Below are 25,236 nucleotides of genomic sequence, written 5' to 3'. Positions count from 1 at the left end.
GGGCGGGCACGGGGCACGAACCCCAGATCGGTCCCAGGAAGCCCGGAGACGGCCTCCAGGGCCTGCCACTGGCGGTCCTGGGGGCCACCGGTAGACGGTCCGTTCGGTGACTGCGCCGCGGTGGCCGGTGAGGTCCGCCATGGCGTCGTTGACCTTCTCGGCAAGAGCGCCCGCACTGAGCCCGTGTTCCTTCATCCAGGTCTCTAATTCCGCGTTCCGCTTCCGCACCATGCAGTCACGGTAGGGGTGGGGCCGCCATCCGAGGTAGCGGAGGTCGGGACTTTTCGTCAGTGGTCACGCGAGTAGCTGCGAGCGGATTCGTCATGTCCAACACGGCTCGGACACGGGTTACTTGTCCGCACAGCCGAACCGGCAGCAGGCGGATGGGAGCGGAATCGTGACCGTACTCGCGCACGAAATGGCGGCAGCCCCGGCGGAGGTGCCCACGGTCACCTCCGCCAACCAGAAGACCGTGATCGCCTCCGCGGCTGCCGCCGTGGCCGGGGACGTCGAGGCCGCCCTCACCCTCGCCGACCACCACCCGGCCGGGGAGGTGGCCGTACGGCTGCGGGAGCGGCTGCGCGAGCACGTCCACACCCTCGCGGTGCCCGCCGAACGGTACGCGGCTCTGCTGCCGGAGAGCCGGGAGAAGGACATCGCGGCCGGCACCGTGCGGTTCGCCCGCAAGGTCGCCCGGGATTGCGGGAGCGATCCGGCGATAGCGCTGCGGCTGCTGGCCAAGTCGGTGGCCCACCTCGCCCGGAACACGGACCTCCTGCGGCTTGTCTGAACCGCCTCCGGCGCCGGATTGCCTGGGGCGTCGGCGCCGGAAGCCCTCCACCTGCCCGGCCGCAGCAGGCGACCGCAGCACCTCGCCGACACCGGTGAGGCGGTCAGCTCCCCCGAATTCGGGCGAAGGGCCGGCCACCATGCCCCGGCCCTGCCGGCCAGTCCCGTCGAACCTCGCCCTGGAGGCACCCGCGTGTACGCGATCGGCATGTGCGTCGATGCCCAATACCTGTTGCCCGCCCTGGTCACACTCGGGTCGGTCGCCGACCACCTGTCGGTGGCCGATCGCCGCGAGAGCGCGGTACGGGTACTGACCAACGGCCTGTCCCCGGGGCAGGCCGCCGTGATGCAGTCCTTCGCCCGCCGCTGCGGGTTCGGCTCCTTCGACCTGCGCTGGCAGGCCCCGCCGCCCGAGAGCATCTTGGCTGACGCCGCCTACATCTCGGTCGCCACCTACCTGAGGTTCGGGTTCACCCCCGGCTTCCTCGACCGGCCGTTCCTGATCTACGTGGACGCCGACGTACACGTACGCGCCGACGTCTCCGCACCTCTGGACGGACTGCCTGCGGACCGGATCGGCGCGGTGCCGGACGAGTTCAACCCGGCCGTCGGCCAGTGCCCGGCACTGCCCGGCGTCGCCGAGCGCTGGCCCCACCTGGTCGGGCGCACCTACTTCAACGCCGGGATGCTGTGGGTCCCCGCGCCGATGCTCGCCCCCATGCGGGCCGGGGTCCAGCGGGCCCTGGTCCGCGGGCGGCAGTACATCAAGCACAACGACCAGTGCGCCCTGAACCTGTGGCTGCTGTCCTCCGGGACCGCGCACCCGGTCGGGCCAATGTTCAACCGGTTCGAGGTGGACCGGTTCCTCGAGCGGGGGGACTGGGTCCACCGGGTCCTCCGCCGCCCGGTCACCCGCCGGGACGGGCACGTGGTGCACTTCGTCGGGGGCCAGAAGCCGTGGATGCGTTCCTGCCCCGGCACGGAGGACGTGCGCACCTATCGGCAGCAGATGCACCGCACGCTGCGGCACCTGGCCGGGGCGGGTGCACGGTGACCGGCGGCACGATCCTGGCGGTGGAGCGGGCCTGCGCGGAGCTGGCCGGGTCGGTTCCGGCCGAGACGGTCCGGGTCCGCAGCGGGCCGAAGACGGCCGTCTACCGGGTCCGGCTCGCCGACGGCCGCCCGGTGGTGGTCAAGCTGTTCGCGGTCGACGGCACCCACGGCGCTGTCGACGAGGCCCGCCTCCTGGCCGCCGTCACCGCCGCCGGGCGGGTGCGGGTGCCGACCGTGATCGGGTACGGGCCGGTTCCCGGCCTGACCGTCTCTGCCCTGGTCACCACCGATGCCGGAACGAGCACCTTGGGGGATGCCGTCCGAGCCGGGCAGATGCCGCGTCCGGCGGCACTGCTGAGGCTCGCCCTGCTCATGGCTGCCTTCCATAGCGTCAAGGCCCCGGCCGGGGTCCCCCTGGCGCCAGGCATCGGCCAGCAGGTCAGCGCTCTGGCCGCCCACTGCCCCAAGCAGGTCTTCGTCCGGCTCGCGCCCGCCCTGGAGGTCATCGCGGCCGGGGCACGCCTGGAACGACTCGTGTGGTGCCACGGAGACCTGCACCTGGAGAACGTTATCTGCGGAGACGACCGACGCCTCACCGTCGGCGAACACGGCCGGCCCCGCCTCCCCGACTGCCTCGTGGACTTCGAGGCCGCGACCGTGGAGGTCCCCGAGTACGACCTCGCCCAGACCCTCGTGACCTGCGACGCCCTGGAGCCGTCCGACCGGTTGTTCGTGGCCGCTGCCTACGGACGGCCCGTCGACACCCGACTCCTGGATGCCTACGTGGCCTTCCAGGCCGTACGCGGCTGGACCTATGCCGCCCACACGGAAGGCCGCGACCGCGACGCCTGGGCCGCCCGCCTGCATCTTGCTCTGCCCCCGCAACCAGGAAGGACCGACCCGTGACCGATCCCGATCTGTCGGTGATCATCCCCGCGCACAACGAGGCCAAGTACCTGCCCCGCTATCTGCCCACCGTCTTCGCGTCCCTGCGCGCCTGGGAGGCAGGCTCCGGCCGGCGCGGAGAGGTGATCGTCGTGGACAACGCCTCTACCGACGAGACCGCCCCCGTCGCGAAGGACCTGGGCGCCCGGGTGGTGACGGAGCTGGTCCGCAGCATCGGCCTGGCCCGGAACACCGGAGCCCGCGAGGCCGAAGGGCGGATGCTGTTCTTCGTCGACGCCGACGTAGCCCTGCCGCTGGAGGGGATCACGGCCGCCGTGGCCGCGATGGACGCCGGAGCCGTCGGCGGGGCGATCCCACCGCTCTACACCCCCGCCCGGTTCGGGGCCCGCCTGCTCTGCGCCTACTGGGACCACCACCGCTCCCGTCACGGGGGCGCCCAGGGCGTCAACCAGTTCTGCACCCGGGACGCCTTCAAGGCGGTACGCGGCTACCGGCCGGACTACTTCATGAGCGAGGACATGGAGTTCTTCGCCCGCCTGACCGCCTACGGCCACCGCACGGGCGGGCCGGTCGCGGTCCTCGAAGACCTCCGCGTGCGGCCCTCCACCCGCCGCTACGACGCCTGGTCCACGGCCCGGATGCTCTGGTGGCAGAACCCCGTGGTCGTCCGCCTCGGCCTGACCTCGCCCCGCTTCTGGCGCAACTGGTACGCCACCACCGTCCGATGATTGGAGAACCCCAGGTGACCCTCCTTCCCCTGCCGGACGCCGACGGCATCTACACCTTCCCCACCGACCTCCTGACCGCGCACCGGTCCTGGATGGACTCCCTGACCCGGGCGAAGGAGATCATGACGCTGACGGCGCCTCTGACCCTCGCGCCGTACTGGATCGAGCCGCGCAAGCCGTCCGGGCGGCCGGTGGTCGTCATCGAACCTCACCACGACGACTTCGTCCTGTCCGCCTCCGGGACCTTCCTCGCCCGTCCCCGACCGCTGACCGTGGTCACCGTCTTCACCCGCTCCCGCAGCGTCCACCCCTCCCTCGAAAGCACCTACAACAGCGTGGAGACGGTCTCCGGACTCCGCGACCGCGAAGCCGCCCAGTCCCTGTTGCCCCTGGGGGCGGCCCGGGTTGGCCTGGGGCACAAGGACGCCGAGAAGCCCTATCGGGCACCCGAGCCCGCCCAGGTGGACCGGATCACCTCCGAACTCGCCGAGGTGCTGGACGGGATGGACGACGCGGAGCTGCTCGCCCCGGCCGCCGTTACGCGCCACCCGGACCACCTCGCCGTCCACGAGGCGGCGCGCCGCCTGGGCTGCCGGTGGTTCTGGGAGGACGCCGCCTTCTGGTCCACCTACAGGCTGTCCGGATGCGACCGACACCTCTTCCGGCAGCGGGTACGCGATGTCTTCGAACCGGAGCTGGAGGACATCACGGCCACCGTCCTGGACAAGGTGACCCTGCTGCACATGCACGGCTCGCAGATGCACCCCGCGCGGAAGATGTACCGGCCGATCCGGCACGCCCACACCGTCGCCGCCAACCTGCTGCCCGACCCGGACAGCCGCCTGCGGGGCCAGTTCGCGGAACGCTTCTACCGGCTCGGGGGGTCGTGATGATCCTCGGCCTGGAAGGCCCCTCGTACGGGGGCAAGACCTCTGCCCTGGGGCGGCTACGCGGGGTGCCGGCAATGCAGGACGCGTTGTTCTTCTCCTGCTACGTGAAGTCGTTCGCGCGCCGCGAGGACATCCCCACCCCCTCCACCCGGTCGGCAGACGAGCAGGTGGAGGCGTTCATGACGTTCATGGAGATCGAGGACAACCGCGTGGACGCAGCTCGCCGCCACGGCGGGCTGGTCGTCCTAGACCGGACCGTCGACACCCTCCTCGCCCACGCTCACGCCATGGACGAGATCTACGGCTTCGACGTCCTGCCCGAACTGACCCGTCTGGCCGAGGAGATGCCACACCTGAGGCCGGACCACACCCTGTACCTGGACGTGACGCCCGAGCTCTTACACCTGCGGCGCAAGGCCGCCGGACACCACGAGGTCGAGCCGGAATACTTCCTCCACGACCCCGCCTTCCTCACGCACTTCCGCGACTATTTCTGCCGCCCGGCCCACCGCCCGGCGACTGCGGAGTTGGCCATCGCCTCCGGGGACGGCGACCGGCAGGAGACAGCCGCCGTCGTGCAAGCCCTCTTCACGTACTGGGCGGGTGTCCGGTGACCGGCCCGACGGTGGTGTTCGTATGGCGGCGGACCCCGCCACCGCTACTGATCGGGGGCGCGGAGGTCTCTCAGCAGCTTCTGGCGGAAGAGTTCGTCCGGGCCGGGTGGCAGGTCGTCTACCTCGGCAGCCACGAGGCTCCCTGGAACGGGTCTGCCCAGATCGGCCACCTGCGCGCCCACCTCCGGGCCCACGGAACCGTGTGGGAGGAGGCCGGCGGGGAGGTCCGCTACCGGTGGAACGGCGTCTCGTGCCGGGCCGTGCCGCAGGACAGGGTGGAAGCGACCCTCAAGGACCTCCTGACCGAGGCCCGGCCGGACCTGGTAGTGACCTCGCAGGAACGGGCCGCCGACCTCGCCGCACTTGCCCGCCGGTCCTCGCGCGTCGCCGGATGGCTGCACTCGGTCTCGGCCAACAGCATGGGAGTCCTCCACGGCCGACCGCACGTCGCCCTCGCCACATCGGAGTTCGTCGCGGGACGGGCCCAGGCCCACGCCGACACGAAGGTAGTCGTCTTCTACCCGCCGTTCGCGGCGGCCGAAGGCGCCGGACCCCTCATTGCCTCGGGGCGCGGCACAGTCGGCCGCGTCCCCGGCGGCGTGCTGATGGTCAATCCCATCCCCGCCAAGGGCGCGGCCCTCCTGCACCAGCTGATCCGCCGCTTGCCCGCCCTCCGGTTCACCCTCGTCGAGGGTTGGTGGGACACGGCCAGCGAGTTCACCGCGTACCCAAACGTGCACTGGGTGCCGCGCACCTACGCCATGGGCCCGATCTACGCCGCGAACGACCTGCTGCTCGTGCCCTCCCAGGTCGAGGACGCCTTCCCCCGGGTGATCGTGGAAGCCGGGCTCCACGGCGTCCCCACGATCGGCTCGTCCCGCGGCGGCATTCCCGAGGCGGTCAGGGACGGCGGAGTGATCCTCCACCCCGACGACGTGGACGGCTGGCTGCAGGCGATCGAGTCGGCCGACCGGACCGGCCTTCGCTCGAGGGCCCGCGCCGGGGCAGCGCCGCTGGTCCGGCCGTGCCTGCCCGAGCTGGCTGCCGCCGGACTCATCCCGGCGGCAGCAGCCGCCGGCTAACGGGCCGCGTAGGCGGCCTGCACCTCGTCGGCGCGGTCGGTCCACCAGTTCAGCAGTGCCTCGTCCGTCAGGAACATCTCGCCGAAGGTGGGGTCCTGGCGGTCGAGGTAGAACTCCAGCTGCCAGAAGTCGGTCAGCCGCTTCCACCACAACCGCTTCACGGCGTCGGCGAGGTCCTCCTCCGACAGATCGATCACGGACCGGTAGCCGGCGCAGAAGGCAGCGATACGGTCGAGGTCGAAGACGCCACCGACTCCGAACTGCACCTGCGCGGTCCGTGCCACCTCCTCCCCGTACGGACGAACCCCGAGCCGGTCCCAGTCCAGGACAGCCACCACCCGGCCGTCGCGGCGCAGCAGGTTGCGGTACTGGAAGTCGCCGTGCGTCCACCCGTACGGCCCGGCAGGCACCTCGCCGTCCGGCCGGGCATCGGCGTACCGGGCGAGGAGACCTCGGCGGCTGTACAAAGCCTCGGCGGCGGCCTTGTCGAAGTCGGTCACCGGATCGGCCGGGAAGCGGCTCAGAAGCGCAGCAGCTGCCTGCTCTGCCTCGGCCACATCGCGGACCTTCGCCACCGGTTCCTGTTCCGGGACCGGGCCGGGCCCGTGCCGCCGCAAGCCCTCGTGCAAGCGGCCCAGGAGAGCACCGAGATCGCGGACCTGGTCGAGCGGGAGGTCCGTCCCTTGAAGGTGCTCACCGTCCACCCACGGCAGAACGCAGTAGCCGTGGCCACCGACTTCCGCCACGAGGTCACCGTTGGCCGCGCTCAGCGGCGCCGGCACGGGGATGCCTTCACGAGCCAGGTCCAGGAGGACCGCAAGGTTCCTGCGGACCTTCGGCAGAGGAACGTCGGTGATCTCCTTGAGCGCGTACACACCAGCAGCGGTCACAAGCCGCCAGTTCCGGTTCATCAGGCCGTGGACAAGGAACCGCCGATCACTCACCGCGCCCAGCCCGAACGCATCGGACAGGCTAGGCAGCACTGCCGTCAGAGCATCTTCTCGAGTCGTATCCGTCACCCCCAGCACGGTACGCCGACCCCGATTCGCGCACCCGAATTCGTCACCCAGATCCCCACCGAGAGTCGGAGGAAGAGGCGAGCCGAGATCGCTTCCGCCACCAGCTCGCCTGACTCCGCCCGTGGCGGAGCCGGAACAGTCCTGGCGGCCTCACTACCCTGACCGACGGACCACCCGCGGCCGTACGACGATCGGGAGACCATGACGACGCCCTCCACCGCCCGAATCGAAGACCTCCTGCAGACCGGCGTTCGCGAGGAGGTCCACCCCGGCGCAGTGTGGGCGGTTGGTGACGCCGACGGCATCCGCGCTAGCGGAGCCGTCGGCCTCCTCGACCCCGACCAGCCCGACGAACCGATGCGGCTGGACACCGTATTCGACGTGGCCAGCCTCACCAAGATCCTCGCCGTCTGGTCCACGATTGGCACCCTCGCCGAAGAGGGCAAACTCGCCCTCCACGCCCCTCTGGGTACCTTCTGGGACGAGGTCGCCAGCCACCCTCTGGCCCGGGCCACAGCCCACCAGCTCCTGACCCACACCGCGGGCCTGCCCCTGCGCGCCAACCTGAAGAACCTCTACGGCACCGACCCCCAGGACATCCGCGACGGCGTCCTCCACGAGGCCCTCCACCGCCCGCCGGGCGAGGCCGTCGAGTACACCGACCGGGCCGCCCTCGTCCTCGGTTACCTCGCCGAACACCTCTCGGGCCAGCCCCTGGACCGGCTCGCCACCGACCGCATCTGGCACCCCCTGGGCATGACCCACACCCGCTTCGGCCCCCTCCCCGCCGCCGAAGCTGCCCGCTGCGCCCCCACCGAGTACGACGAGACCACCGGCACCCACCTCAAGGGCACCGCCCACGACTTCTCCGCCCGCCTCCTCGGCGGCATCTGCGGCATCGCCGGCACCTTCTCCGTCCTCGACGACCTCGCCCTCTTCCTCCGCCACATGCTCGCCCCCACCCAGGCCGCCTTCGGCCACACCTGGACCGCGGACTCCCTCCGCATCCACACCGGCACCCTTACCCCCGCCCGCGGCCTCTTCTGGCACCCTGCCCCCGGCACCGACCCCGCCGAAGACGTCTGGGTCCACTACGGCTTCACCGGCACGGGCATCTGGATCAGCCCTGCCCAGGACCGCTGGGCAGTCCTCCTCACCAACAAGCTCCGCTTCAACCGCGACCGCGAACCCTTGACGGAGATCCGCAACGCCTTTCGCACGGCCGGGTTCACCTCGCCGCATCGAACCCGGAGAGCATGATCGTTCAACATTCTTCACAGCGAGGTGCCGCCATGGCGGCATGCACGTAGCGGGAGACGCTTGCGGCCTCCCGGTCGGGCTGCCGACGGATGTCACGCCGGGAAACGATCGCCGAGCGCGGCCAGGACTCGACCCTTGCGGCAACAAGTGCTGGAGATAACAGTCAGATCACGCCACACAACACCTACCATCATATGATCACTGTTGCTCTGGGTGACGGATCAGGGGTGGGGCGAGCGGTGTACGCGTCCAAGGCGTTGGTAGAGCGATTCCGATCATGCGAGCGGGTAGAGATCCCGCTGCGGCCGGAAGTTACGGTCCTAGTCGGGGAGAACAACGCAGGTAAGTCGAGCGTGATCGACGCGCTCCGACTGCTCATGGATCCCCTGGATGGGCGCCGAATACGGTACTTCGAGGAAGCTGACGTCCTGCAGGCTGCGGCCACGCAGGGCGGCCCTCTCCTGCAACTGGACGTAGCAGGCATCGGTCCGCAGCACAGTGGGGCGTACTTGGAGGCACTCCTGCCCGAAGGAGCTCCCGATAACCGTACCGCGCGGTGGCAGGTGTCCTGGACACCACCGCAGCCGGGCGGACGCCGAGGAAGTACCGTCTGGACGCAGGGCGTGGGCCTCCCCGTCACAGGCGATCCTCCCGCTCGTGGGGGCGTGCGGCATGTCTACCTGCCCGCATTGCGCGACGCGGAGCGAGAGCTGGCCTCGGCTGGCGGGGACCGGGTGCGGATGATCCTTCGCGGGCTGTTGGGAGACGATGAGCAGGTTGATGCCTTCGTGGAACGGATCGGCAGCGATCTGAAGAGGGTGGCCGCGGATCCGGACGTGGCTAGAGTCAGCGAGAAAATTAATGGCCCTCTGCGGAACATGACCATCGGCGCACACCCGCAGACTAGTCAACTCGCCCTGGCTGAGCCTACCTTTGCGTCGATCGCCCGGTCGCTGCGGGTGCTGTTGGGTGATGCCGTTGGCCAGCCTCTTCCGCTGTCGGCCTCGGGGCTGGGCTACTCCAACGCCCTGTTCATCGCCACAGTGATGGCAGAGTTGGACGCAGCAGCGGACGCCGACCTGACCCTGCTGCTGGTCGAGGAGCCTGAAGCGCACCTGCATCCGCAACTGCAGACGCTGCTGCTGCGCTACCTGCAGCAGCGGGCGCGGGCCTCGCGCTGTCGGCCTGCCGGTGACCCGTCCCAGCCGGCCGGGCATCTGCAGGTGGTGGTCACGACCCATTCCCCGATCCTGTCGGCTGCCGCCAGTGTGGAGAATCTGGTGATTATGGCCCGGTGCCCGGCCGGGTTGTCCAGCGGCTGGCAGGCACATCCTTTGCCGATTCCCCGGCTGCATCTGAGCCCAGATCGGATAAGGCATCTGGACCGCTACCTGGATGCCACGAAGAGCGCCCTGCTATTCGCCTCACGAGCGATTCTGGTGGAGGGCATTTCCGAGCTTCTTCTGCTGCCCGCCCTGGCCGAGCGGGTCCTTGCCGCCCCGGCGGGTGCAGACGCACGAGCAGTCCGGGAAGCCTCCGAAGCACTGGAACGCTTCTTCGGCACCACCCGGGTGATCGTCGACGGCGTCGGATTCGAGGTCTATCTGCGGGTACTTCTGGCACCCGTGGACGGGATGAGCCTGGGACGGCGGGTGGCACTGATCACCGACACCGATGTGGCACCCGACCAGCCGGAACCGCGCCGGCTGCAGTCACTGCGGGCGCTTCCCCTCCGCTGGGGTTCGCCTGGTCAGCTACACCTGGCCGCGGCACCCCGCACGCTGGAACCGGCGCTGTGGTCGGCCGACAACATCGCCGCCTTGAAGGCCGCGTTCCTGCGGTGTGCGCCGCGCTCGAAGGAACGCTGGGAGCAAGTCGCCCAGGCAAAGGACCCCGCCCTGGCATTCGGGGAGTTGTTCGTCGCGAAGACCAGTCGGACTGCCACGGGCGCGGACGAGCAGGTCGTGAAGGGCACCGAGATCTCCAAGGGCCTCTTCGCCCAGGAGCTCGCCGATGTGCTGGGCGATCCGGCAGTTGGGTTCACCGTGCCCGACTACCTGGCGGACGCCATCCGCTTCATCGTCGCCATCGACAGCGCTGCCGGGGTGATCACGCCATGAGCGAGCCGGAGCAGACGAATACGGTGCGAGCCGACGCCGAGGCACAGCAGAACACCGCAACAACGGTGATCGCTCCGGCCTACGTACCTGCCTGCCCAGGCGCGGGCAAGACGCATGTGATCACCAACCGCCATCTGCAGTCGCCCAGACGGCTGCTACGCCAAGGCCGGGCACTGATCTCATTTACTCGGGTAGCGCGGGATCAGATGGCCCGCCGCTGCCGCCAGGCGGGCCGCGCCGACCTCGTCCAGGCACCACACTTCATCGGCACGCTCGATTCGTTCTTGTGGGAGTTCCTAGTCAAGCCTCGGCGTCCAGCCGAGCCCGTGCCCCGGCTACTGGACTCATGGGCAAGTATCAAGGCCCCGGTGCAGGGTACAGACCGCGAAATCTCACTGCACCGCTTCCCCATGGCCCTGCACCCTTCGCACGATCCAGCGCGCGAGGAGGTGGTCTGGAACAAGCTCGACTACGACACCAGGCAGCTCATCGAAGCCAGCACCTACGACCGCATGGCTTGGCAGGAGAAGATCTTCGCCACCCGCAAGTCTTTGTGCCAGCAGGGATACTTCACCGGGCATGAGGCACGGTTGTTGGCCCTGTGGAACCTGCACAACGCCGAGGCCTCAGCCAAGCTACTGCCCCCGCTACGCTCCCGGTTCGCGGAAGTCGTCGTCGATGAGGCCCAGGACTGCTCAGCCGCCGACCTGGCAATTCTCCAGCTACTGCACGACGCCGGCCTACCGCTGATCCTCGTCGGCGACCCGGACCAGGCCATCTACGCCTGGCGCGGCGCCGAACCGCACGCGCTGGGGAACTTCGCAGCCCGTCTGTCCCACACTCCTCACCGCCTGACGGGCAACTGGCGAAGCTCTCCCGTCATCTGCCACTTGGCGGCCACCCTGCGCACGGGACAACGCCCACCGGACACGTCCGTCATGCGCGACGAAGACATCCCTGTCCTGCTTCTGCCCACCCGGTTCGCCACCTCCGGCAGCCGTCACCTGCACTCTCCGACCGGTGACAACATCGTCGATGTCTTCCGTGCACGCGCCGAGGAGTACGCCATCGAGGCCAAGGACTGCCTCGTGACCGCCTACAAATACGCCACCCTGCCGGGAATTGCCCGGGAGAAGCCCAACACCAACGCCATCACCAGCCTGGCCTGGGCCCGAACCACTGTCCACACCACGGGCGCCTCCAGCGACGACCTCGCCCGGGCCTGCGCCATCGCCGTACGTACCCTGTTCGGCTACTGGTATCCAGGCGAAACGGGCGGCCTCGACCGCATCATGGCTGCCCACCGCCTATCGGCAGGTCAGATCCACCGCACGGCCTTCGCGTTCCTGTACAGCCTGCCTGCCCCCCACAAGGAGTGGGGTCCACAGGTGTGGCAGGCCATGAAGGCCTGGCCCCCTCTGCCCGGAGCCGCTCCGCAGGGCGGCAAGGGCCGCCCCGCAGGAAAGCCCACCCTGGCCCGCTCCCAGCTGGCCACCGGCGTACGCACCAACATCGTCCACCAGCTCAAAGGCGACGAAGCCGACGGGGTCCTGCTACTGCTGCCCGACCTTGGAAGTGTCCAACGATGGGCCACCTCGGATCCGGCCACCGACGAGGTGCTGCGTGTCTGGTACGTCGCCGTCACCCGCGCCCGCCGCTTGGCCGCCATCGCCCTGCCCGAGGAGGAGATCGACGCGCTGGCCCAACTCCTGAAGGGACGCCAAGTACCCGTGCGAGTCACATGATTCCGTTCCCACGTCTCGGGATCAAGGAGTTGTCGGGCTGCCGAAGCCAAGTGACGGTGAGCCAGTCCCGGTAGGTGCCCGCGAGGTCATCGCCGCGGCGTGTACCGCGTTCGAAGCAGGAAATCACGGCCGGCCAGACGCTGAAACACTCGGCGACGATGGTCAGGGTGATGTTCTTGGCCTGGTGTGCTGGCGGGAGGTCGGAGACGTCCGCGACGCTGACCGGTGGGGTGAGCCACCCAAAGGGAGGCACCACCCTCATGGTCGACCTCGGAGTGGTGGCGCTACTACACCTCCTTCTCGCTCGCAGGCGACACGGACTCCCGAGAAACACGCTGTGTAGCCGCTTCGGGCTGGCGGCGGATAGGAAAAGCGGTGAAAAGACTGCGGCAGGTGCGTCTGCTGCCACACAATCGATCAGGACGTGACCAAAGGGGGATGGTTCATGGAGCAGGACGGGACCGAGCTTGCTGAGGCGCTCAAGGCTGTACGAGCAGGGCTTTCAGCCGCCCAGCAAGAAGGGGATGGGGCCGCGATCCGGTTCAAGGTCAAAGAGGTCACCTTGGACCTCGGGATCGAGCTTCGGGCCGCTGGGGGAGCATCGGGCGGGGTGAAGGCATTCGTCGTGTCTACCGAGGCTAAGGGTGAGTGGTCGAGGGCCCGGACCCATCGGTTGACAGTGAATCTTGAGGTTGACGGCTCGGATCACGTGCTGATCAGTGGAGACGCCACCAGTTTCGGGGAAACCGACGGCGAGAACCTGTTCGAGTAGGCGAGGCGCGCGGTGGAGGCTGCGAGCTGGCCGCGGACTGTGGAGGTTCTCGGCGCAGGCGGCGGTTGCGGGTCGGGCACCTTGATCGCTCCAGGTCTGGTCCTGACTGCGTTGCACGTCGTGGCGCAGGCTGGTGACAGACCACCTGCACCCGGTGGGCGGATCCGGGTATGGGTGCTGCGTGACCGACAGGAACATTCGGTCGAGGTCGTGTGGGTCGGCGACCGGGATCTGGATGCGGTGCTCCTGTCTGGAGACCCGAGACGGCTGGGTAAGGACCTGGCACCAGTGAGATGGGGCGAACTGACCTGTTCGAGGCCGAAGGTCCAGCCGACATGCTCGGCCATCGGCTTTCCACGGGCCGCGTGGCGCACGGTCGTCCGCCCAGACGGTAGTCAATCCGTGGTGCACGGCGACCGGGAAGTCGTCGGTCATGTCAGTGCGGTGACCAGCCTGAATGCTGCGAAGTACGACATCGACGTCTCGAACTCCCTAGCTGGCGATGTAGGCGGCAAAACCGGCTGGAGTGGCCTGTCGGGCGCTGGGTTGTTCTGCCACGAAATCCTCATCGGCCTGGTCGAGGCCGTCCCAGAAGCCTGGAGAAGCCGAACCCTATGGGCTCTGCCCGTGCGGCGCCTGCTCGCGCTTCCCACCTTCACCGCCGCGGTGACCACGCACAGCGGCATCACGCCACACTTGGAGTCCGCAGACCAGAGCCCTCTGTTCCACGCCCCTCCCGTTCCTCACTTATCACCCTCGTATCTACTCTCACCACAGGCCGAGGTCGTGCCGTTCATGGGCATGGAGAAGGAAATCGCCGAACTGACGTCCTGGTGCACAAACCGACGAGTAGTGGACGTGGCCGTGGTCTTCGGCCCTGGAGGTGTCGGGAAGACGAGGCTGGCAACTGAGCTCATTCGGCGCATGACCCAACGGCGCTCACCGTGGACGGCCGGGTTCCTGTCCGATGTGCAGAGGGCCAGCGGGTCGCTGGAATCGCTGACGACAAACATATGGCCGCTCTTGCTGGTTCTCGACTATGCAGAGACACGAGTGGACCAGGTTGAAGAAACGCTGCGTCTATGCATGGGTGCGCGTCACACCCATGACAAGGTCCGAATACTGCTGCTAGCCAGATCTGCACAGCAGTGGTGGAAGGATCTCCAAATGGACTGGCAAGGCTCCACGGTGATGGAGAGGGGTACCGTGGTGCGACTGACTGCGGCGGCGGCGCATTCGCGCTCTGGTAGTGCGCGAAACTTCGAAATTGCCACCCACGCCTTCCGCGAACGCATCGCTCACCTTGCCGCAGTCGAGGACCTGTTGCCCGGTTGCGATGAGCCCGAAGCAGTCTCCGAACCTCTAGCTGAAGAGCACTCGGCAGGGCCGGCCGAGGAACTCGTCGTCTCCACCCACATGGCTGCTCTCGCGCAGGTCCTGGAACACGCCATTGTTCCTTCCGCCACCGACATCGTCCGCCCGGTCGATGTTCTCCTGGCCCATGAGAGCAGGTACTGGCGGCACAGCGTGCGCTCACACGGTCTCGACGACGTCTTCCACCACCAACGGGGTTTGCTACGTGAACTCGTCGCCGTTCAACGCATCGTCGGGGCCCAAGAGCGCCGAGACGCATTGAACGCTGTGATGGCAGCCTTTCGCTTCCACGACCGCGACTTCGACAGTCCGCAGCTCCCGAATCACGAGGTGATGCGTCGTATCGAGCAGATGCTTGCCGATCTCTACCCGGCGACGGACGGAGCACGCTGGGGAGCAATGAGCCCGGACATTCTCGCCGCTGAACTGATTGCTCGAGCAGACCACGACAGCGACAGCGAGTTAGTCGTCAGCATCCTTCCCGACACTGGTCTCTCCACCGTCCAGCAGCACCGTGCCATGACTGTCCTCGCACGCGCCACCACACATCAGCCCGCCCTGACCAACAGCATCGCCCGTGCTGTGACCGCTGCGCCAGCCATCCTCCTCGGCACCGCAGTCGATGTCGCAAGCGAGCTTCCCCCAAGTGATGCAATCACCTGGCTGAACGCCATCAAGCCTGCTGCCACTAATCGGCCGCATGCCGACGAGCATGACTCCACCGACCACCTCCGTCGAATCGAAGCCCTCCTGGACCAGCTCGCGCCGTGCTCAGACCCACCCACCCCTCAGGCCCCCACTGAGCCCACTGAGCCCACCGAGCCCACCGAGCCCACCGAGCCCACCGAGCCCACCGAGCCCACCGAGCCCACCAGCATGGAGCTTGACGCCAATCCCCGTAGCGAGGCACCGGATACCACCACCCCCGAAGCCGACAATGGCACCTCTGTCGCCGGTCACCTGGGCACCGAGGACCACGAGGAACGCTCCGACCTTCTGAGTCCTTTGCCCTCAGTCCGAAAGACGCGTCGCCGTCGGGCCTCCCTCAGGCTCCACCTCCCTCCAAAGGCCCACCCGGGCGCTCGAGAACCGGTTCCCGCTCGGTTCCGGTTATCGAGCGGGGCCTTCGCTGACCCTCGTAGACAACAGAGGATGGATCAGGCACTGCACTGCCTTGCGGAGGAGGCTCGTAGGTCCGATTGTTCCCTCCCCGCTGTGAATACGATCCTCCTCCGCGTGGACGGCACCGTCGAGCTGAACCTGTCCACCGCTGCTCCGGCCATCGCACCGTTCCGCTCACAAGGAACCGACACGATGTGGCGCTGCCTCAGCGACCACGTTCTTCCCCTCGGACCCGAGACGAGTGCACCATCGGCCCCGTACCCGGCCCTGGTACACCTGGGCTGGACCTCCGACGGAACGATCACACTCGCCGATCTCGAGCATGTCGGACTCGTCAATATCGAAGGGTCTGCCAACCGAGTCCAGCCCATCCTCGGCGCGCTGGCCTTCGGGCTCACCAATACGTACCGCTCCAGCCGTACGCAGGTGCATGCCCTAGGTGTTCCTGCACGGGACATCGGCTACGCCAGACAACACATCACACAGCACGCCACCTTTCAGGGCGCGCTGGAAGCCACTCGTACGCACGCCGAATCAGCCCGCTCCGCGCTCGACGCACTGGGTTTGGCTCATCCCCGTGACGCCCGCCTCCATGACCCAACGAACGGCCTGTGGACGCCGCTGATCATTCTTACCGGTTATCAGATGACCAACGAGGCCGCCGCAGAGCTAGGCCGCATCCTCGACGCCCGCCCTCAACCCTGCCTGGGCGTCGTTGCCCGCGCCTCATCATCCAGCCGCAACCTGGCCACCGAGTGGACCGTCACTCTCGATCCGTGACCGATCCCGACCGCTGCTGCGCGGGGATCTAGAGGCACGAGCTCTGAGCTCGGCACGATGGAAAGCGTTTCGGACTGCCCACGGGGAGATCAGGCCAGCACTTAGAGGAAGCCACGCACAACCCGTATCGGCGCCACGATCCTTGGATGGCTGCCGAACCACGCACCGAGAAGGGGGACCAGCATGGCAATGTTCCGCCGCCCCATCAATGAACAGCGCGACGAGACAGCCGAGGAGCTCACGCTGCTGCGCACCGAATTCGGACAGGAGCTGCGCACCGGTCTGGCCGAGCTGCGCGGCCTCAACACTGACCTCCGCCAGCAGCTCGGCGCCAGGCTGGAGAGCGGCCTGCAGGATGTCCGGGATGAACTGCGTGACCTCCACCGCGAGCTCAACGATGTCCACAAGACAATCACCGAGGCCCGCCGCGAATCGGAATCTCTGCGCTTGGAGCTTGAGACTGCACGTCGTCAAGCCGCCGAAGCACGAACCGAATTTTCCGGTGGAGGAGCGGAAGGCCCGATGCCACCCGTTGCGGCATCCGTCCCCGCCGCCATGCACATGACCACCGCGCAGCCGCCCGTCCTGGACAAGGGGTCAGCGCAAGCCCCGCCAGACTCCGAACCTCAGGTGCAAGCCTCCACGCCCGCCATTCAGTGGACGCTGGACGCCGTACTTGAGCAGGCAGCCGGCGTCAGCGCTGCAGACTTGATCTGTCACCGTGACGCATGGGCCTTCATCGTGGAACAGGGTGCCCGAAACGCTCACTTCCGCGTCCCGGGTCTTGCCACCAGCGGTGACGATGCCGAGCAGACCAACGTGACGCTCTCTGGCCGTACCCTGATCGCTGTCCTCAGCGCTCTGCACACAACCCAGCACTCGGACGCGACCTCACGGGAAGACCGCGCGCTCGCCTCGACCTACTACAGCCGGATAGCCAGCGTCATCACGGACGCTCTCCCCGCACAAGGGGATGCCACCAGGACCCGCATCATCATCGACGACCGCCCCCCGGTCTCCACCGAGCAGTAGCCGCCAGCCCCGGCTCGGCATGTCTGACGAACCGGGGCCCCAGGTGCCCACAATTGCGTTCCGACCGGGAGGAAGCCTTCAGTCGACGACGCGAGGTCCGGCCAACTTGATCTCTTTCTCCCGAACGGGGGCTATGCAGACTCGTGGTGCGCATCACAAGCGCGCTCGCGGCGAGGAAGCGAGGCGACGCTCCATCCGAGGCAGCCGCCGCTGGGGAGAACCTGGGGAGAATGAAGGTCCGTTGGGGAGCGGCTGGGGAGGTTCGGGCGCATCAACAGGTAGCACGCCGAAAGGGCCGGAAAGACTGATCGCCGCAGGTCGGGGCGCCTATGCAGGCGATTTCCGCAGGTCAGCGCCGTGAGGGTGACGACTTCAAGAAGATCTCCTCCTGGAGACCCGGCCGGTGCCGGGGCGGCGCAAGGCTTGGTGCGCGGGGCGGACAGAAGCGGGTAGCGTCTTCGTCATGTCCTTCTATAAGAAGATTTACGAGTGAAAGCGTGACGGGCCCCCGCTGACGTACTCAGACGTCGCCGGGCCCGTCCCCCACCGATGAATCCGTAGGTCCCTTCACATCACCACTGGGAGAACCCGTGCCCGACAGCAAGAACATCAACAACCCCGTGGGCCAGGGCGGCGGCCAGCGCAAGAGGCAGTCCCGCGCCGAACGGCAGAACAACGGTCCGCACCGCAACCTCGACCGCCAGGGCGCCGCCGACAAGAAGGCCGAGCTGGTGCGCAAGATGCGCGAGAAGGCCTGGGCGGCCGAAGCCGCCAGCGGGCAGGCGACCGACGATGCCGGGCAGGTCTGATGCACCGCCGCCGCAGGGCATAAGCCACGGGACAGGGCCGGTCCCGCTCAGCCCTCAAGGAATGCGCCAGCTCAGTGTTCGCCTGCGGCCAGGTATTCGTCGGCGACCGGATGCTGGACGATCGCGGTGAGCGGATCCGCGGCATGTTGTGGGTGGCGGCCGGCGCCCGCGGGGGCTATCCCGGCAGCTTGCTCTCGCCTGGTCTCGTGGCGGTGAGCTCACGGGGGCTCTCCCTGTTCTTCGTGAAGTCCCAATTCCAACCTGGGCCGGGCCCGCCCACCGACTTCTGGTCAGCCGTCGTCGCAGCGGGGGAACTACTGGCGACCGAGGACGGCCCGGACCAGGCAGACGTGACCTTGGGATTGGAACGGTGCGGCGCGTAGGCGGCAGCCCTCCCCGCAGACTTTTGGACACCAAGAGACCGGGCAAGGCGTTCAGGATTGTCCTCTGGCGCTCAGACCACCGATGCCCAGCTCCTCGCCGTGCTCATTGCGGTCCGTCGAGCCTCCGCCCGCGTCCAGGACGACGTCGAGGTGTTCTTGCACTGGCTCGAACAAGCGGTACGGGATGTACTCAGAGATGTCGGCATGGGCCACCCAAGCGAGCTCGGCCAGCTCGTGCGTGTCCTGTCCGCGACGTGCGCGTGCCGCCGGCCACCCCGCAGGCGGTGTGCGCCATCGAGCGGCCGGGTTTCAGGGTGAACCCGCAAGCACCGTCAGCGCCTTCACGGTGAGGCCGGTCTCCTCCAGGGTCTCGTGTACGGCGGCCTCATCCAGGGATTCGCCCGGCTCGACCGCACCGGCGGGGAACTGCCAGGAGAGCCTCCCTTCGCTGACCCGGCGCCGCACGATCAGCACGCCGCCTTCGTGTACCACGACGGCCGCTGCGATGGCCGGACGACCCTCAGCGTTCTGCTGCTCCACGTCGCTCCTCCGGTTCGGATGGGCTGGCTGCCCCGAGCGGCGATGGCGACACGCTCATTGCGGCTCGGGCGCGGCACGGAGGAGTGGCGCGAGTAGATCGACGGCTTCCTCCCAGGGAAAGCGGTCCGCCCCGCCGCCGGACTTCGGACGGTGGGGCTCGTAGCTGCCGATCAGCACGCCCATCTCCCGGAGCTCGTCGATGCTGCGCCGGTAGGCACGGTGGGCGGCGAGCGCGGTGTTCACGTAGGGCAGCAGGACCGTGGGGACGCCCATGCCGGGGCCTTCGCAGAGGATGCCGAGGGCCAGGTTGTCGGCGAAGCCGGCGGCCCACTTGTTGACCGTGTTGAACGTGGCCGGCGCAACCGCGATGGCGTCGGCCCGCGGGTACGTCCGTGCCTCGCCGGGCGAGCGCCAGGCGGACCGGACGGGGTACCCGGTCTGTTCCTCGATCGCCCGGACGTCGAGGAACTCCAGACCCTGCGGGGTGGCGATGACCCCGACCTCCCAGCCCCGTTCCTGCGCCGCGGTGATGAGTCTGCCGACGTCGCCGGCGATACCGGCGGCGCACACAATGACGTACAGGAAGGGCTTGGACTGCGGCTCGGTCACGCGGGTACTCCCAGTCGGCGGCTGAAGTGGTGGAGCTCCGGCAGCGTACGTCGGCGGTCCCGCGCGGCCATGTCGGCGACCAGCTCTCGGACGGCGGGAGAGCGTACGTCCTGGGCGGCACAGATCTCGGCGATCCGCAGGGCCTGGAAACCCGTCACCTGCGCCTCGACCCGACGCCATGAGCGTCGGCCAGCGCGTGGGCCACGCCGGCGAGGGTTCGGGCCGCCCCTCTGTTTGCCGGGGAGCGTCATCTTCAGCGCAGAGGCGAAGCCAATGCCGCCGCTCGCGCGGCGCACGTTCAACACGGTCTCCTTGGGCCGAGGAGGAAGACGGCTGGCGAGTACGGGGGTGGTCGGGGTGATCGGTCCGTGATCCGGGCTGCGCAAGCCGTCATCCGCAGGTCCCGGACGTCCCCTCGTACCTGTACCAGGAGGTAGCGTCCGCTGCGTAGACGGTGCGAGCATGATCGGCCGGACGCCGTGCAGGACCTCCCAGGGGTCCTCGCAGCCTGCTGGGATGTGACGAACTGATCTATGCGGGGTGGGGTAGGCCAGGGTGCACCCTGACGCACGCGGGGAGGAGGGGGGAAGACGGTGCCCGACGAGATCGCCCGATGGCTACACGAGCACGCCCACTCCTTGAGGACCCTGACACCCGGCGCGCCCGTGGAGGACTTGAAACCCCTGGGCGAGGCCCTGCGGGGGACACGTGGGTCTGGGGGAATCCACCCACGGCACGGGCGAGTTCTTCCGGCTGAAGCACCGCATCGTGGAGTTCCTGGTGCGTGAGGAGGGGTTCACCACCCTCGCCATGGAGGCCAGCCAGTCCGCCGCCCGTGCGCTCGACGCGTACGTCCGGTTCGGCGCGGGTTCCGCCGGACGGCTCGTCTCCCGGCTGGGCTTCTGGACCTGGCGCACCCGCGAGATGGTCGACCTCGTCGAGTGGCTGCGCGCCCACAACCGCGACCTGCCCGAGGAGCGCCGGGTCCGCTTCGTGGGAACGGACCCCCAGCTCTGCGGCGACTCGGTCGAGGCCGTCGCCGCCTTCCTGCGCCGGACGGCGCCCGATCGGGCCGGACGTGTCGGCGCCCTGGACGTGCTGGCCCGGGCCCGCCCGGGCTCGCTTCCGGATCCGGACCAGGCCCTGATGCGGCGCGCCGAGGAAGTCGCCCGCCTCGTCGCGGACCACGTCGAGCGGTCGGGATCCGGCGACGATGCCGACGAGGCTCTGGAACACGCGCGGATCATGGTCCGCGCCGCCGATCTGGTGACCCGGCCCCTCGCAGCCCCGGCCGGGGACGAGGGTGTGTACGCCGCGCGCGACCGCTACATGGCCGAGGCCGTCGCACGGCTCGTGGACGACGACCTCGGGGCGCGCGTGATGGTCTGGGCGCACAACGGGCACATCGCGAAGGGCGCGTACGGGGATCGAGTGCCGGCCCTCGGCAGCGGTCTGCGCGAACGGTACGGAGACGCCTACTACGCGCTGGCCCTCCTCTTCGGCAAGGGCTCCTTCCCGGCCCGCCGCGGCGGCGGTCTTCAGAACCCGCCGGCCCGCCGCCGCGTCGGCACCGGGTTCCGCTCCCTGGAGGCCCGGCTCGCGCGGTCGGTACCCGGGGACTTCTACGCGGACCTGCGCGCCGCGGTTTCGCCCGCCGACGGGGCGGCCTGGCTGCATGCCCCACACGCGCAGCGCAGCTTCGGCGCCCACGTGCAACGGTTCTCCTACCGTTGGAACACGGCCCCGCTCGTCCCTGCCGAGGACTACGACGGCATCGCGTTCGTGGCCCGCTCGACCTGCTCCCACCTGCTGCCCCCGACGGAGGACTGAGGCGCTTTCACGGCCACAGGTCGAGCGCGGCGTTCAGCGTGAGCTGCCACATCGGTTCGGCGCCCGTGCCGAATGCCGCGGCCAGCCCGTACCCCACGGAGGCGTCGTAGGGGTCCCGGGCTCCGTCGGACCCGCTCGCCGCCTCCCAGTCGGCCGACACGCGCCCGTCCCCGCTCGAGGTGAAGACGCCGAGCGGCCGCTCGTCCCGCATCAGCCGACTGGTGCCGAGAGAGTCCGGAACCAGCAGGTAGCGGCACTCCCGCGCCCCGGAGACGACCTCGACCCGGTACGAGCGCCGGGTCAGGAATCCCTTGGAGGGCCGCAGGGTCTCCTCCGCGCCGCCGACGCGCAGAGTGAGCTGCTCGGGGTCCCGCGTCCCGATCGGCACATGGGTCTCCGGCACGGTGTGCGGGGCCCGCCGGATCTCGACCGGCGGCAGACCGTCCCCGCTCACGTCCAGCGTCCCGGCCTCGTGGTCGAGTCGGATCCGGACCGCGCCGAAGAGCGGGTCGTCGGCGGGCACGTACGCGTACGGATTCATGGGGGGCCCTGGCCTCTTGCTCATTTTGGTGATCGTCTTCCTCCACCAGTCTCGGCCGGACGCGGAGGGCCGGTTCGTTTTCCGGCCAGAGGCGGGGGGACGTGGGCAGGGGCGGGCCTCGCCCGGCCCTGCGCTAGGCCGTGAGCGTTGTGGCGAGCCAGTCGAAGACGACCTCGCAGTGGAGTTGCGGGGCCATGGGGGAACAGTGCAGCTGCGCGCCTTGGGCCGCCGTCAGCTTCAGGTAGTCCTTGGAGGCGGTGAGGGCGTCGTACAGGCGGCGGGGCTGGCCGGGGTAGAACTGTTCGCCCTCGTAGTCCAGCACCAGGGTCGGCGCTTTGATGCGGCCGATGACGTCGGTGATGGCCAGCGCCTTGATGCGGGTGGCCGGGGTGTAGAAGTCGGTGAACAGCTTGCCCTGGCGGGCTTCGAGCATCGCGGCCGCGGAGAACGGTTCGAACCGCTTCTTCATGACGGCGGCCGCGTCCGGGGGGAGGGCGGGGGCGACCTCTTTGTTCCAGATGTCGTTCGTCCGCTGCTTGTCCGGGGTGAGGATCTTCCGGATCTCGGGCGGGAAGCCCAGCCACGGCTCCACGCAGCCCGGCATCGCCACCAGGGCGGCGATGCGCGGCTCGAACGCCGCGGCCCGCGGGGCGAGGTCGCCCGCCATGCTCAGGCCCGTCAGGGCGATCTTGCCGGAGTCCACGTCCGGGCGGGCCGTCAGCCAGTCGACGAGGGGGGTGACCACCCGTTCCCAGGTGGGGGTGAACACCACGCGCTCCACGAAGAGCAGCTGCCCCTGGCCGGGGCCGTCGTAGACGAGCGCGTTCCAGCCCCGTTCCAGCGCGGCCGGGACCCCGTAGGTCCACATGTCGACGTTCTGGCCGTCGCTGCCGTTGGTCAGGATCACCGTGGGGCGCGCGGTGCCCGAGGTGTCGGGCCGGAAGAACCACACCGGCAGCGGGGTGGTCCCGTAGGGCACGTTCGCCTTCACCGGGGCCGGCTCGCACAGGGTGCAGAAGGTGTCCCAGGCGGCGCGTCCCGCCTTGTAGAGCTGTTCCTCGCTGCCGGGGTCGTCCGAGCCCAGGACGAAGAACAGGGCCTGGGCGTAGTACTGCGCGGCGCGCAGGGCCCGGAACCGCTTGGTCTGGCCGTCGGCGGGGGCGCCCGGGGGCGGCGCCACGAGCTGGTCGGCGAGGCTGCGGAAGGTCCTGACGTACGACTGCGCGGTCAGACCGGCTCCGTTGATCGCGTTCACGGCCGTCAGGACCTCGCCGACCTCCGCGGCTCCCGCGCCGGAGGCGCCGAGTGCGAGGAGCCCGCTGAAGTTGTACGCGGGGTCCTTGAACAGCGTCATCGCGCCCGGGGTGATGCCGGCTCCGGCGGGCGCGGCCGGGCTGCTGGAGGACGCGGCCGGGGCTCCGGAGGAGCCGCTGCGGGCGCAGCCCGCCAGGAGGGCGGCTCCCGCGCCGGCGGTGAGCAGCGTGCGACGCGTGGACCCGCCGTGCGGGTCGCCGTGTACGGGGCTCATGGCACCGGAGCGTAGGGCCGGACCGGAACGCCCCACCTCCCGGACCGTGCCGCACGGAGCGGGCCGGCCACCGCCCCGACCGGCCCCTGAACAGGTGGAACGCGGCGCCGGGTGGGGTCTCGGACTGCTTGCGCCGTTCGGGCGACCTGCGGCGGAGCGGAGCCGACGCGGGGCCTGCCCGCCTGGTCGCACGACCGCGGCCCGTTCCGTCCGCGGCCCGCTCCGTCCGGGGACCGCTCCGGCCGGGGGCCGCTCCGTCCGGGGACCGCTCCGTCCGGGGGCCATTCCGTCCGCGGCCCGTTGCGTCCGCGGACCGTTCCGTCCGGGGCGGTTCTGATTGCGGCCCGTTCCGTCCGGGGCGCGTTCGCCGGGCAGTCGGCGGCCGGACGCCGGACGCCGGACGTCGGACGTCGGACGCCGGACGCCGGACGCCGGACGCCGGACGCCGGACGTCGGACGCCGGACGTCGGACGTCGGACGTCGGACGCCGGGCGTCGGCTCAGGCGGTGATGCCCGCGCGTTTGTACGTCCGCATCAGCAGGGCCGTCTCGGCCGAGGTGACGCCTTCGATCCCGGCGAACGCCCGGGTGGTGAAGGCGTGCAGGTCGCCGATGTCGCGGTGGCTGGAGTAGCCGAGCAGCGCGGCCGCGCCCGTGGTGACCACCAGGTGGCGTACGGCCGGCTCCCGTGCCAGCCGCCGGACCGCCGCGTCCAGGCGGCTGTGGGCCACCCCGAGGCGGAAGCGGGCCTCGACGGGGTAGCCGAGCACGGCGGGATCCGCGTGCAGGCGCAGGTGCAGGACGTGCGAGGTCATCAGCCGGGCCAGGCGGCGGCGTGCGGTGCTCTCGCCGACCCGCAGCTCGCGGGCCAGGCGGGTCGTCGACATGCGGGCGTCGCGGTGGAGCAGTGCCACCAGGGCGCGGTCCAGCTCGTCCACGGGCAGGGGCTCGGGCTGCGGGACGCCCGCCATCGCCAGCCTGCGTGCCTGCGTGGGCTCGTCGTCGTACGGGGCCCAGTCCGCGGCGGTGAGCAGCAGCCGCAGGACGACGCTGGAGTGGATGTCGACCACCCCGTCGAGCCGGCCGACCACCGTGTCGACCAGGACGAGCAGGGCCTCGTGGTCGGGTGCGTGCAGCTCCGCGTAGACCTCCAGGGCGCCGGTGGCCACCTCCACCGACCGGGTCTCGGTCCGCCGGGCCAGGGCCAGTGCCGTCTCGTGGACCCGGCCGGGGGCGCAGCGGACGGCCAGTTCGGCGGTGATCCCCTCGCCCTGGTACTCGGGGACGAGGGCGGCGCTGAACCGGACGTGCCCGCTCGCGGTCATCCGCTCCAGGCGGCGCGCCACCGTCCGCTCGTGCACTCCGACGGCGGCCGCGACCTCGGCGAACCCGGCCCGCGGGTCGCGGTGCAGGGCGCGCAGCACCTGGTGGTCGACGTCGTCCAGCACCGGGAGGGGTTCGACGGTCATGGCTGCTGCCTCCAGGGCGCGGGCGGGCGGGCCGGGCGGGCGCGGGCGGCACGGGCGGACGGGCTGGGCCCGTCCGGGCGACCGTACGGCAGGCCGGAACCGGTGCGCGCAGGGTGTCCGAACCGCGCCCGGGCCGGGCCTCCGGTGCCGGAATCCGCCGTCGGCTCCCGTCCGCATGCCTCGTTCACCCGATTATGGGGGCCGGTATTGCCCGGGGTGCGGCGCGCACCGGACATTGTGGT

General features: G+C 69.6%; 21 protein-coding genes and 2 pseudogenes. 16 read left to right on the top strand and 7 right to left on the bottom strand.

The window, feature by feature from the left end:
* The first annotated feature begins 397 nt into the window (after nucleotides 1–397).
* From ACIRBY_RS28490 to ACIRBY_RS28460, 7 genes are all read left to right on the top strand, one after another.
* Entirely contained in the window at nucleotides 398–790 is a 393-nt protein-coding gene (locus ACIRBY_RS28490; protein ID WP_403905681.1) for a hypothetical protein, read from the top strand.
* A gap of 192 nt (nucleotides 791–982) precedes the next feature.
* Complete coding sequence (locus tag ACIRBY_RS28485) at nucleotides 983–1,843, top strand: glycosyltransferase family 8 protein (protein ID WP_403905678.1); 861 nt, start codon at nucleotides 983–985, stop codon at nucleotides 1,841–1,843.
* Nucleotides 1,840–2,748, top strand: coding sequence for a phosphotransferase (locus ACIRBY_RS28480; protein WP_403905674.1), 909 nt, complete (start codon nucleotides 1,840–1,842; stop codon nucleotides 2,746–2,748). The genes ACIRBY_RS28485 and ACIRBY_RS28480 overlap by 4 nt, the downstream gene beginning before the upstream one ends.
* Nucleotides 2,745–3,476 carry a glycosyltransferase gene (locus ACIRBY_RS28475; RefSeq protein WP_403905671.1) on the top strand — a complete coding sequence of 244 codons (732 nt, stop codon included), beginning with the start codon at nucleotides 2,745–2,747 and terminating at the stop codon, nucleotides 3,474–3,476. Before ACIRBY_RS28480 ends, ACIRBY_RS28475 begins: the two co-directional genes overlap by 4 nt.
* Complete coding sequence (locus tag ACIRBY_RS28470; protein ID WP_403905668.1) at nucleotides 3,473–4,366, top strand: PIG-L deacetylase family protein; 894 nt, start codon at nucleotides 3,473–3,475, stop codon at nucleotides 4,364–4,366. The genes ACIRBY_RS28475 and ACIRBY_RS28470 overlap by 4 nt, the downstream gene beginning before the upstream one ends.
* Before the next feature lie 74 nt (nucleotides 4,367–4,440).
* A complete protein-coding gene (locus ACIRBY_RS28465; RefSeq protein ID WP_403905666.1) occupies nucleotides 4,441–4,980 on the top strand; it encodes a hypothetical protein in 540 nt (179 codons plus the stop codon).
* Nucleotides 4,977–6,062, top strand: a complete 1,086-nt coding sequence (locus ACIRBY_RS28460; RefSeq protein ID WP_403905663.1) for a glycosyltransferase — start codon at nucleotides 4,977–4,979, stop codon at nucleotides 6,060–6,062. The genes ACIRBY_RS28465 and ACIRBY_RS28460 overlap by 4 nt, the downstream gene beginning before the upstream one ends.
* Here ACIRBY_RS28460 and ACIRBY_RS28455 read toward each other — a convergent pair.
* The gene (locus tag ACIRBY_RS28455; RefSeq protein WP_403905660.1) at nucleotides 6,059–7,081 is read right to left on the bottom strand and encodes a phosphotransferase; all 1,023 of its coding nucleotides are present in this window, start codon (nucleotides 7,079–7,081) and stop codon (nucleotides 6,059–6,061) included. The genes ACIRBY_RS28460 and ACIRBY_RS28455 overlap by 4 nt on opposite strands.
* A 201-nt stretch (nucleotides 7,082–7,282) precedes the next feature.
* On the opposite strand from ACIRBY_RS28455, the gene ACIRBY_RS28450 reads away from it, so the two are divergent.
* The 8 genes and pseudogenes from ACIRBY_RS28450 to ACIRBY_RS28415 all read left to right on the top strand — a co-directional run bounded on the left by ACIRBY_RS28450 (nucleotide 7,283) and on the right by ACIRBY_RS28415 (nucleotide 18,095).
* Complete coding sequence (locus ACIRBY_RS28450; RefSeq protein ID WP_403905657.1) at nucleotides 7,283–8,341, top strand: serine hydrolase domain-containing protein; 1,059 nt, start codon at nucleotides 7,283–7,285, stop codon at nucleotides 8,339–8,341.
* Between the two features lie 89 nt (nucleotides 8,342–8,430).
* Nucleotides 8,431–8,715 (top strand): annotated as a pseudogene (locus ACIRBY_RS28445) (AAA family ATPase); the annotation flags it as partial.
* A 291-nt stretch (nucleotides 8,716–9,006) separates the two neighbouring features.
* Entirely contained in the window at nucleotides 9,007–10,461 is a 1,455-nt protein-coding gene (locus tag ACIRBY_RS28440) for an ATP-dependent nuclease (RefSeq protein WP_403905914.1), read from the top strand.
* Entirely contained in the window at nucleotides 10,458–12,206 is a 1,749-nt protein-coding gene (locus ACIRBY_RS28435; protein ID WP_403905654.1) for a UvrD-helicase domain-containing protein, read from the top strand. The genes ACIRBY_RS28440 and ACIRBY_RS28435 overlap by 4 nt, the downstream gene beginning before the upstream one ends.
* Nucleotides 12,207–12,651: 445 nt before the next feature.
* Nucleotides 12,652–12,978: a trypco2 family protein gene (locus ACIRBY_RS28430; protein ID WP_403905652.1), complete on the top strand. Its 327-nt coding sequence runs from the start codon at nucleotides 12,652–12,654 to the stop codon at nucleotides 12,976–12,978.
* A gap of 12 nt (nucleotides 12,979–12,990) precedes the next feature.
* Nucleotides 12,991–16,254, top strand: coding sequence for a trypsin-like serine protease (locus tag ACIRBY_RS28425; RefSeq protein WP_403905649.1), 3,264 nt, complete (start codon nucleotides 12,991–12,993; stop codon nucleotides 16,252–16,254).
* A 183-nt stretch (nucleotides 16,255–16,437) separates the two neighbouring features.
* Nucleotides 16,438–17,286 (top strand): hypothetical protein, encoded by an 849-nt coding sequence (locus tag ACIRBY_RS28420; protein ID WP_403905646.1) that lies wholly within the window; start codon nucleotides 16,438–16,440, stop codon nucleotides 17,284–17,286.
* A 590-nt stretch (nucleotides 17,287–17,876) separates the two neighbouring features.
* Entirely contained in the window at nucleotides 17,877–18,095 is a 219-nt protein-coding gene (locus ACIRBY_RS28415) for a DUF6243 family protein (RefSeq protein ID WP_403905644.1), read from the top strand.
* A 512-nt stretch (nucleotides 18,096–18,607) separates the two neighbouring features.
* Here ACIRBY_RS28415 and ACIRBY_RS28410 read toward each other — a convergent pair.
* The 3 genes and pseudogenes from ACIRBY_RS28410 to ACIRBY_RS28400 form a co-directional block, all read right to left on the bottom strand.
* Nucleotides 18,608–19,018 (bottom strand): annotated as a pseudogene (locus tag ACIRBY_RS28410) (NUDIX hydrolase); the annotation flags it as partial.
* A gap of 54 nt (nucleotides 19,019–19,072) precedes the next feature.
* Nucleotides 19,073–19,627 carry a flavoprotein gene (locus ACIRBY_RS28405; protein ID WP_403905641.1) on the bottom strand — a complete coding sequence of 185 codons (555 nt, stop codon included), beginning with the start codon at nucleotides 19,625–19,627 and terminating at the stop codon, nucleotides 19,073–19,075.
* Complete coding sequence (locus ACIRBY_RS28400; protein WP_403905639.1) at nucleotides 19,624–19,785, bottom strand: hypothetical protein; 162 nt, start codon at nucleotides 19,783–19,785, stop codon at nucleotides 19,624–19,626. The genes ACIRBY_RS28405 and ACIRBY_RS28400 overlap by 4 nt, the downstream gene beginning before the upstream one ends.
* A gap of 550 nt (nucleotides 19,786–20,335) precedes the next feature.
* Here ACIRBY_RS28400 and ACIRBY_RS28395 point away from each other — a divergent pair.
* Complete coding sequence (locus ACIRBY_RS28395) at nucleotides 20,336–21,457, top strand: erythromycin esterase family protein (RefSeq protein WP_403905636.1); 1,122 nt, start codon at nucleotides 20,336–20,338, stop codon at nucleotides 21,455–21,457.
* 7 nt (nucleotides 21,458–21,464) lie between these two features.
* Here the strand turns inward: ACIRBY_RS28395 and ACIRBY_RS28390 are convergent, their stop codons facing one another.
* From ACIRBY_RS28390 to ACIRBY_RS28380, 3 genes are all read right to left on the bottom strand, one after another.
* Entirely contained in the window at nucleotides 21,465–22,022 is a 558-nt protein-coding gene (locus tag ACIRBY_RS28390; RefSeq protein WP_403905633.1) for a hypothetical protein, read from the bottom strand.
* 109 nt (nucleotides 22,023–22,131) lie between these two features.
* Complete coding sequence (locus tag ACIRBY_RS28385; protein ID WP_403905630.1) at nucleotides 22,132–23,526, bottom strand: alpha/beta hydrolase family protein; 1,395 nt, start codon at nucleotides 23,524–23,526, stop codon at nucleotides 22,132–22,134.
* Between the two features lie 499 nt (nucleotides 23,527–24,025).
* A complete protein-coding gene (locus ACIRBY_RS28380) occupies nucleotides 24,026–24,994 on the bottom strand; it encodes an Lrp/AsnC family transcriptional regulator (RefSeq protein WP_403905627.1) in 969 nt (322 codons plus the stop codon).
* Nucleotides 24,995–25,236 lie beyond the last annotated feature (242 nt).

Source organism: Streptomyces sp. NPDC096136 (assembly GCF_044763325.1).
Lineage (GTDB): Bacteria > Actinomycetota > Actinomycetes > Streptomycetales > Streptomycetaceae > Streptomyces.
Note: the sequence above shows the minus strand (reverse complement) of the source record. Positions and strands in the feature narration are given on the sequence as shown.

What these genes read in the sequence shown, in the direction of transcription:
- ACIRBY_RS28470 (WP_403905668.1), top strand. Translation starts at nt 3,473, where the DNA reads ATGATTGGAGAACCCCAGGTGACCCTCCTTCCCCTGCCGGACGCCGAC.
- ACIRBY_RS28465 (WP_403905666.1), top strand. Translation starts at nt 4,441, where the DNA reads ATGCAGGACGCGTTGTTCTTCTCCTGCTACGTGAAGTCGTTCGCGCGC.
- ACIRBY_RS28450 (WP_403905657.1), top strand. Translation starts at nt 7,283, where the DNA reads ATGACGACGCCCTCCACCGCCCGAATCGAAGACCTCCTGCAGACCGGC.
- ACIRBY_RS28435 (WP_403905654.1), top strand. Translation starts at nt 10,458, where the DNA reads ATGAGCGAGCCGGAGCAGACGAATACGGTGCGAGCCGACGCCGAGGCA.
- ACIRBY_RS28430 (WP_403905652.1), top strand. Translation starts at nt 12,652, where the DNA reads ATGGAGCAGGACGGGACCGAGCTTGCTGAGGCGCTCAAGGCTGTACGA.
- ACIRBY_RS28420 (WP_403905646.1), top strand. Translation starts at nt 16,438, where the DNA reads ATGGCAATGTTCCGCCGCCCCATCAATGAACAGCGCGACGAGACAGCC.
- ACIRBY_RS28390 (WP_403905633.1), bottom strand. Translation starts at nt 22,022, where the DNA reads ATGAGCAAGAGGCCAGGGCCCCCCATGAATCCGTACGCGTACGTGCCC.
- ACIRBY_RS28385 (WP_403905630.1), bottom strand. Translation starts at nt 23,526, where the DNA reads ATGAGCCCCGTACACGGCGACCCGCACGGCGGGTCCACGCGTCGCACG.
- ACIRBY_RS28380 (WP_403905627.1), bottom strand. Translation starts at nt 24,994, where the DNA reads ATGACCGTCGAACCCCTCCCGGTGCTGGACGACGTCGACCACCAGGTG.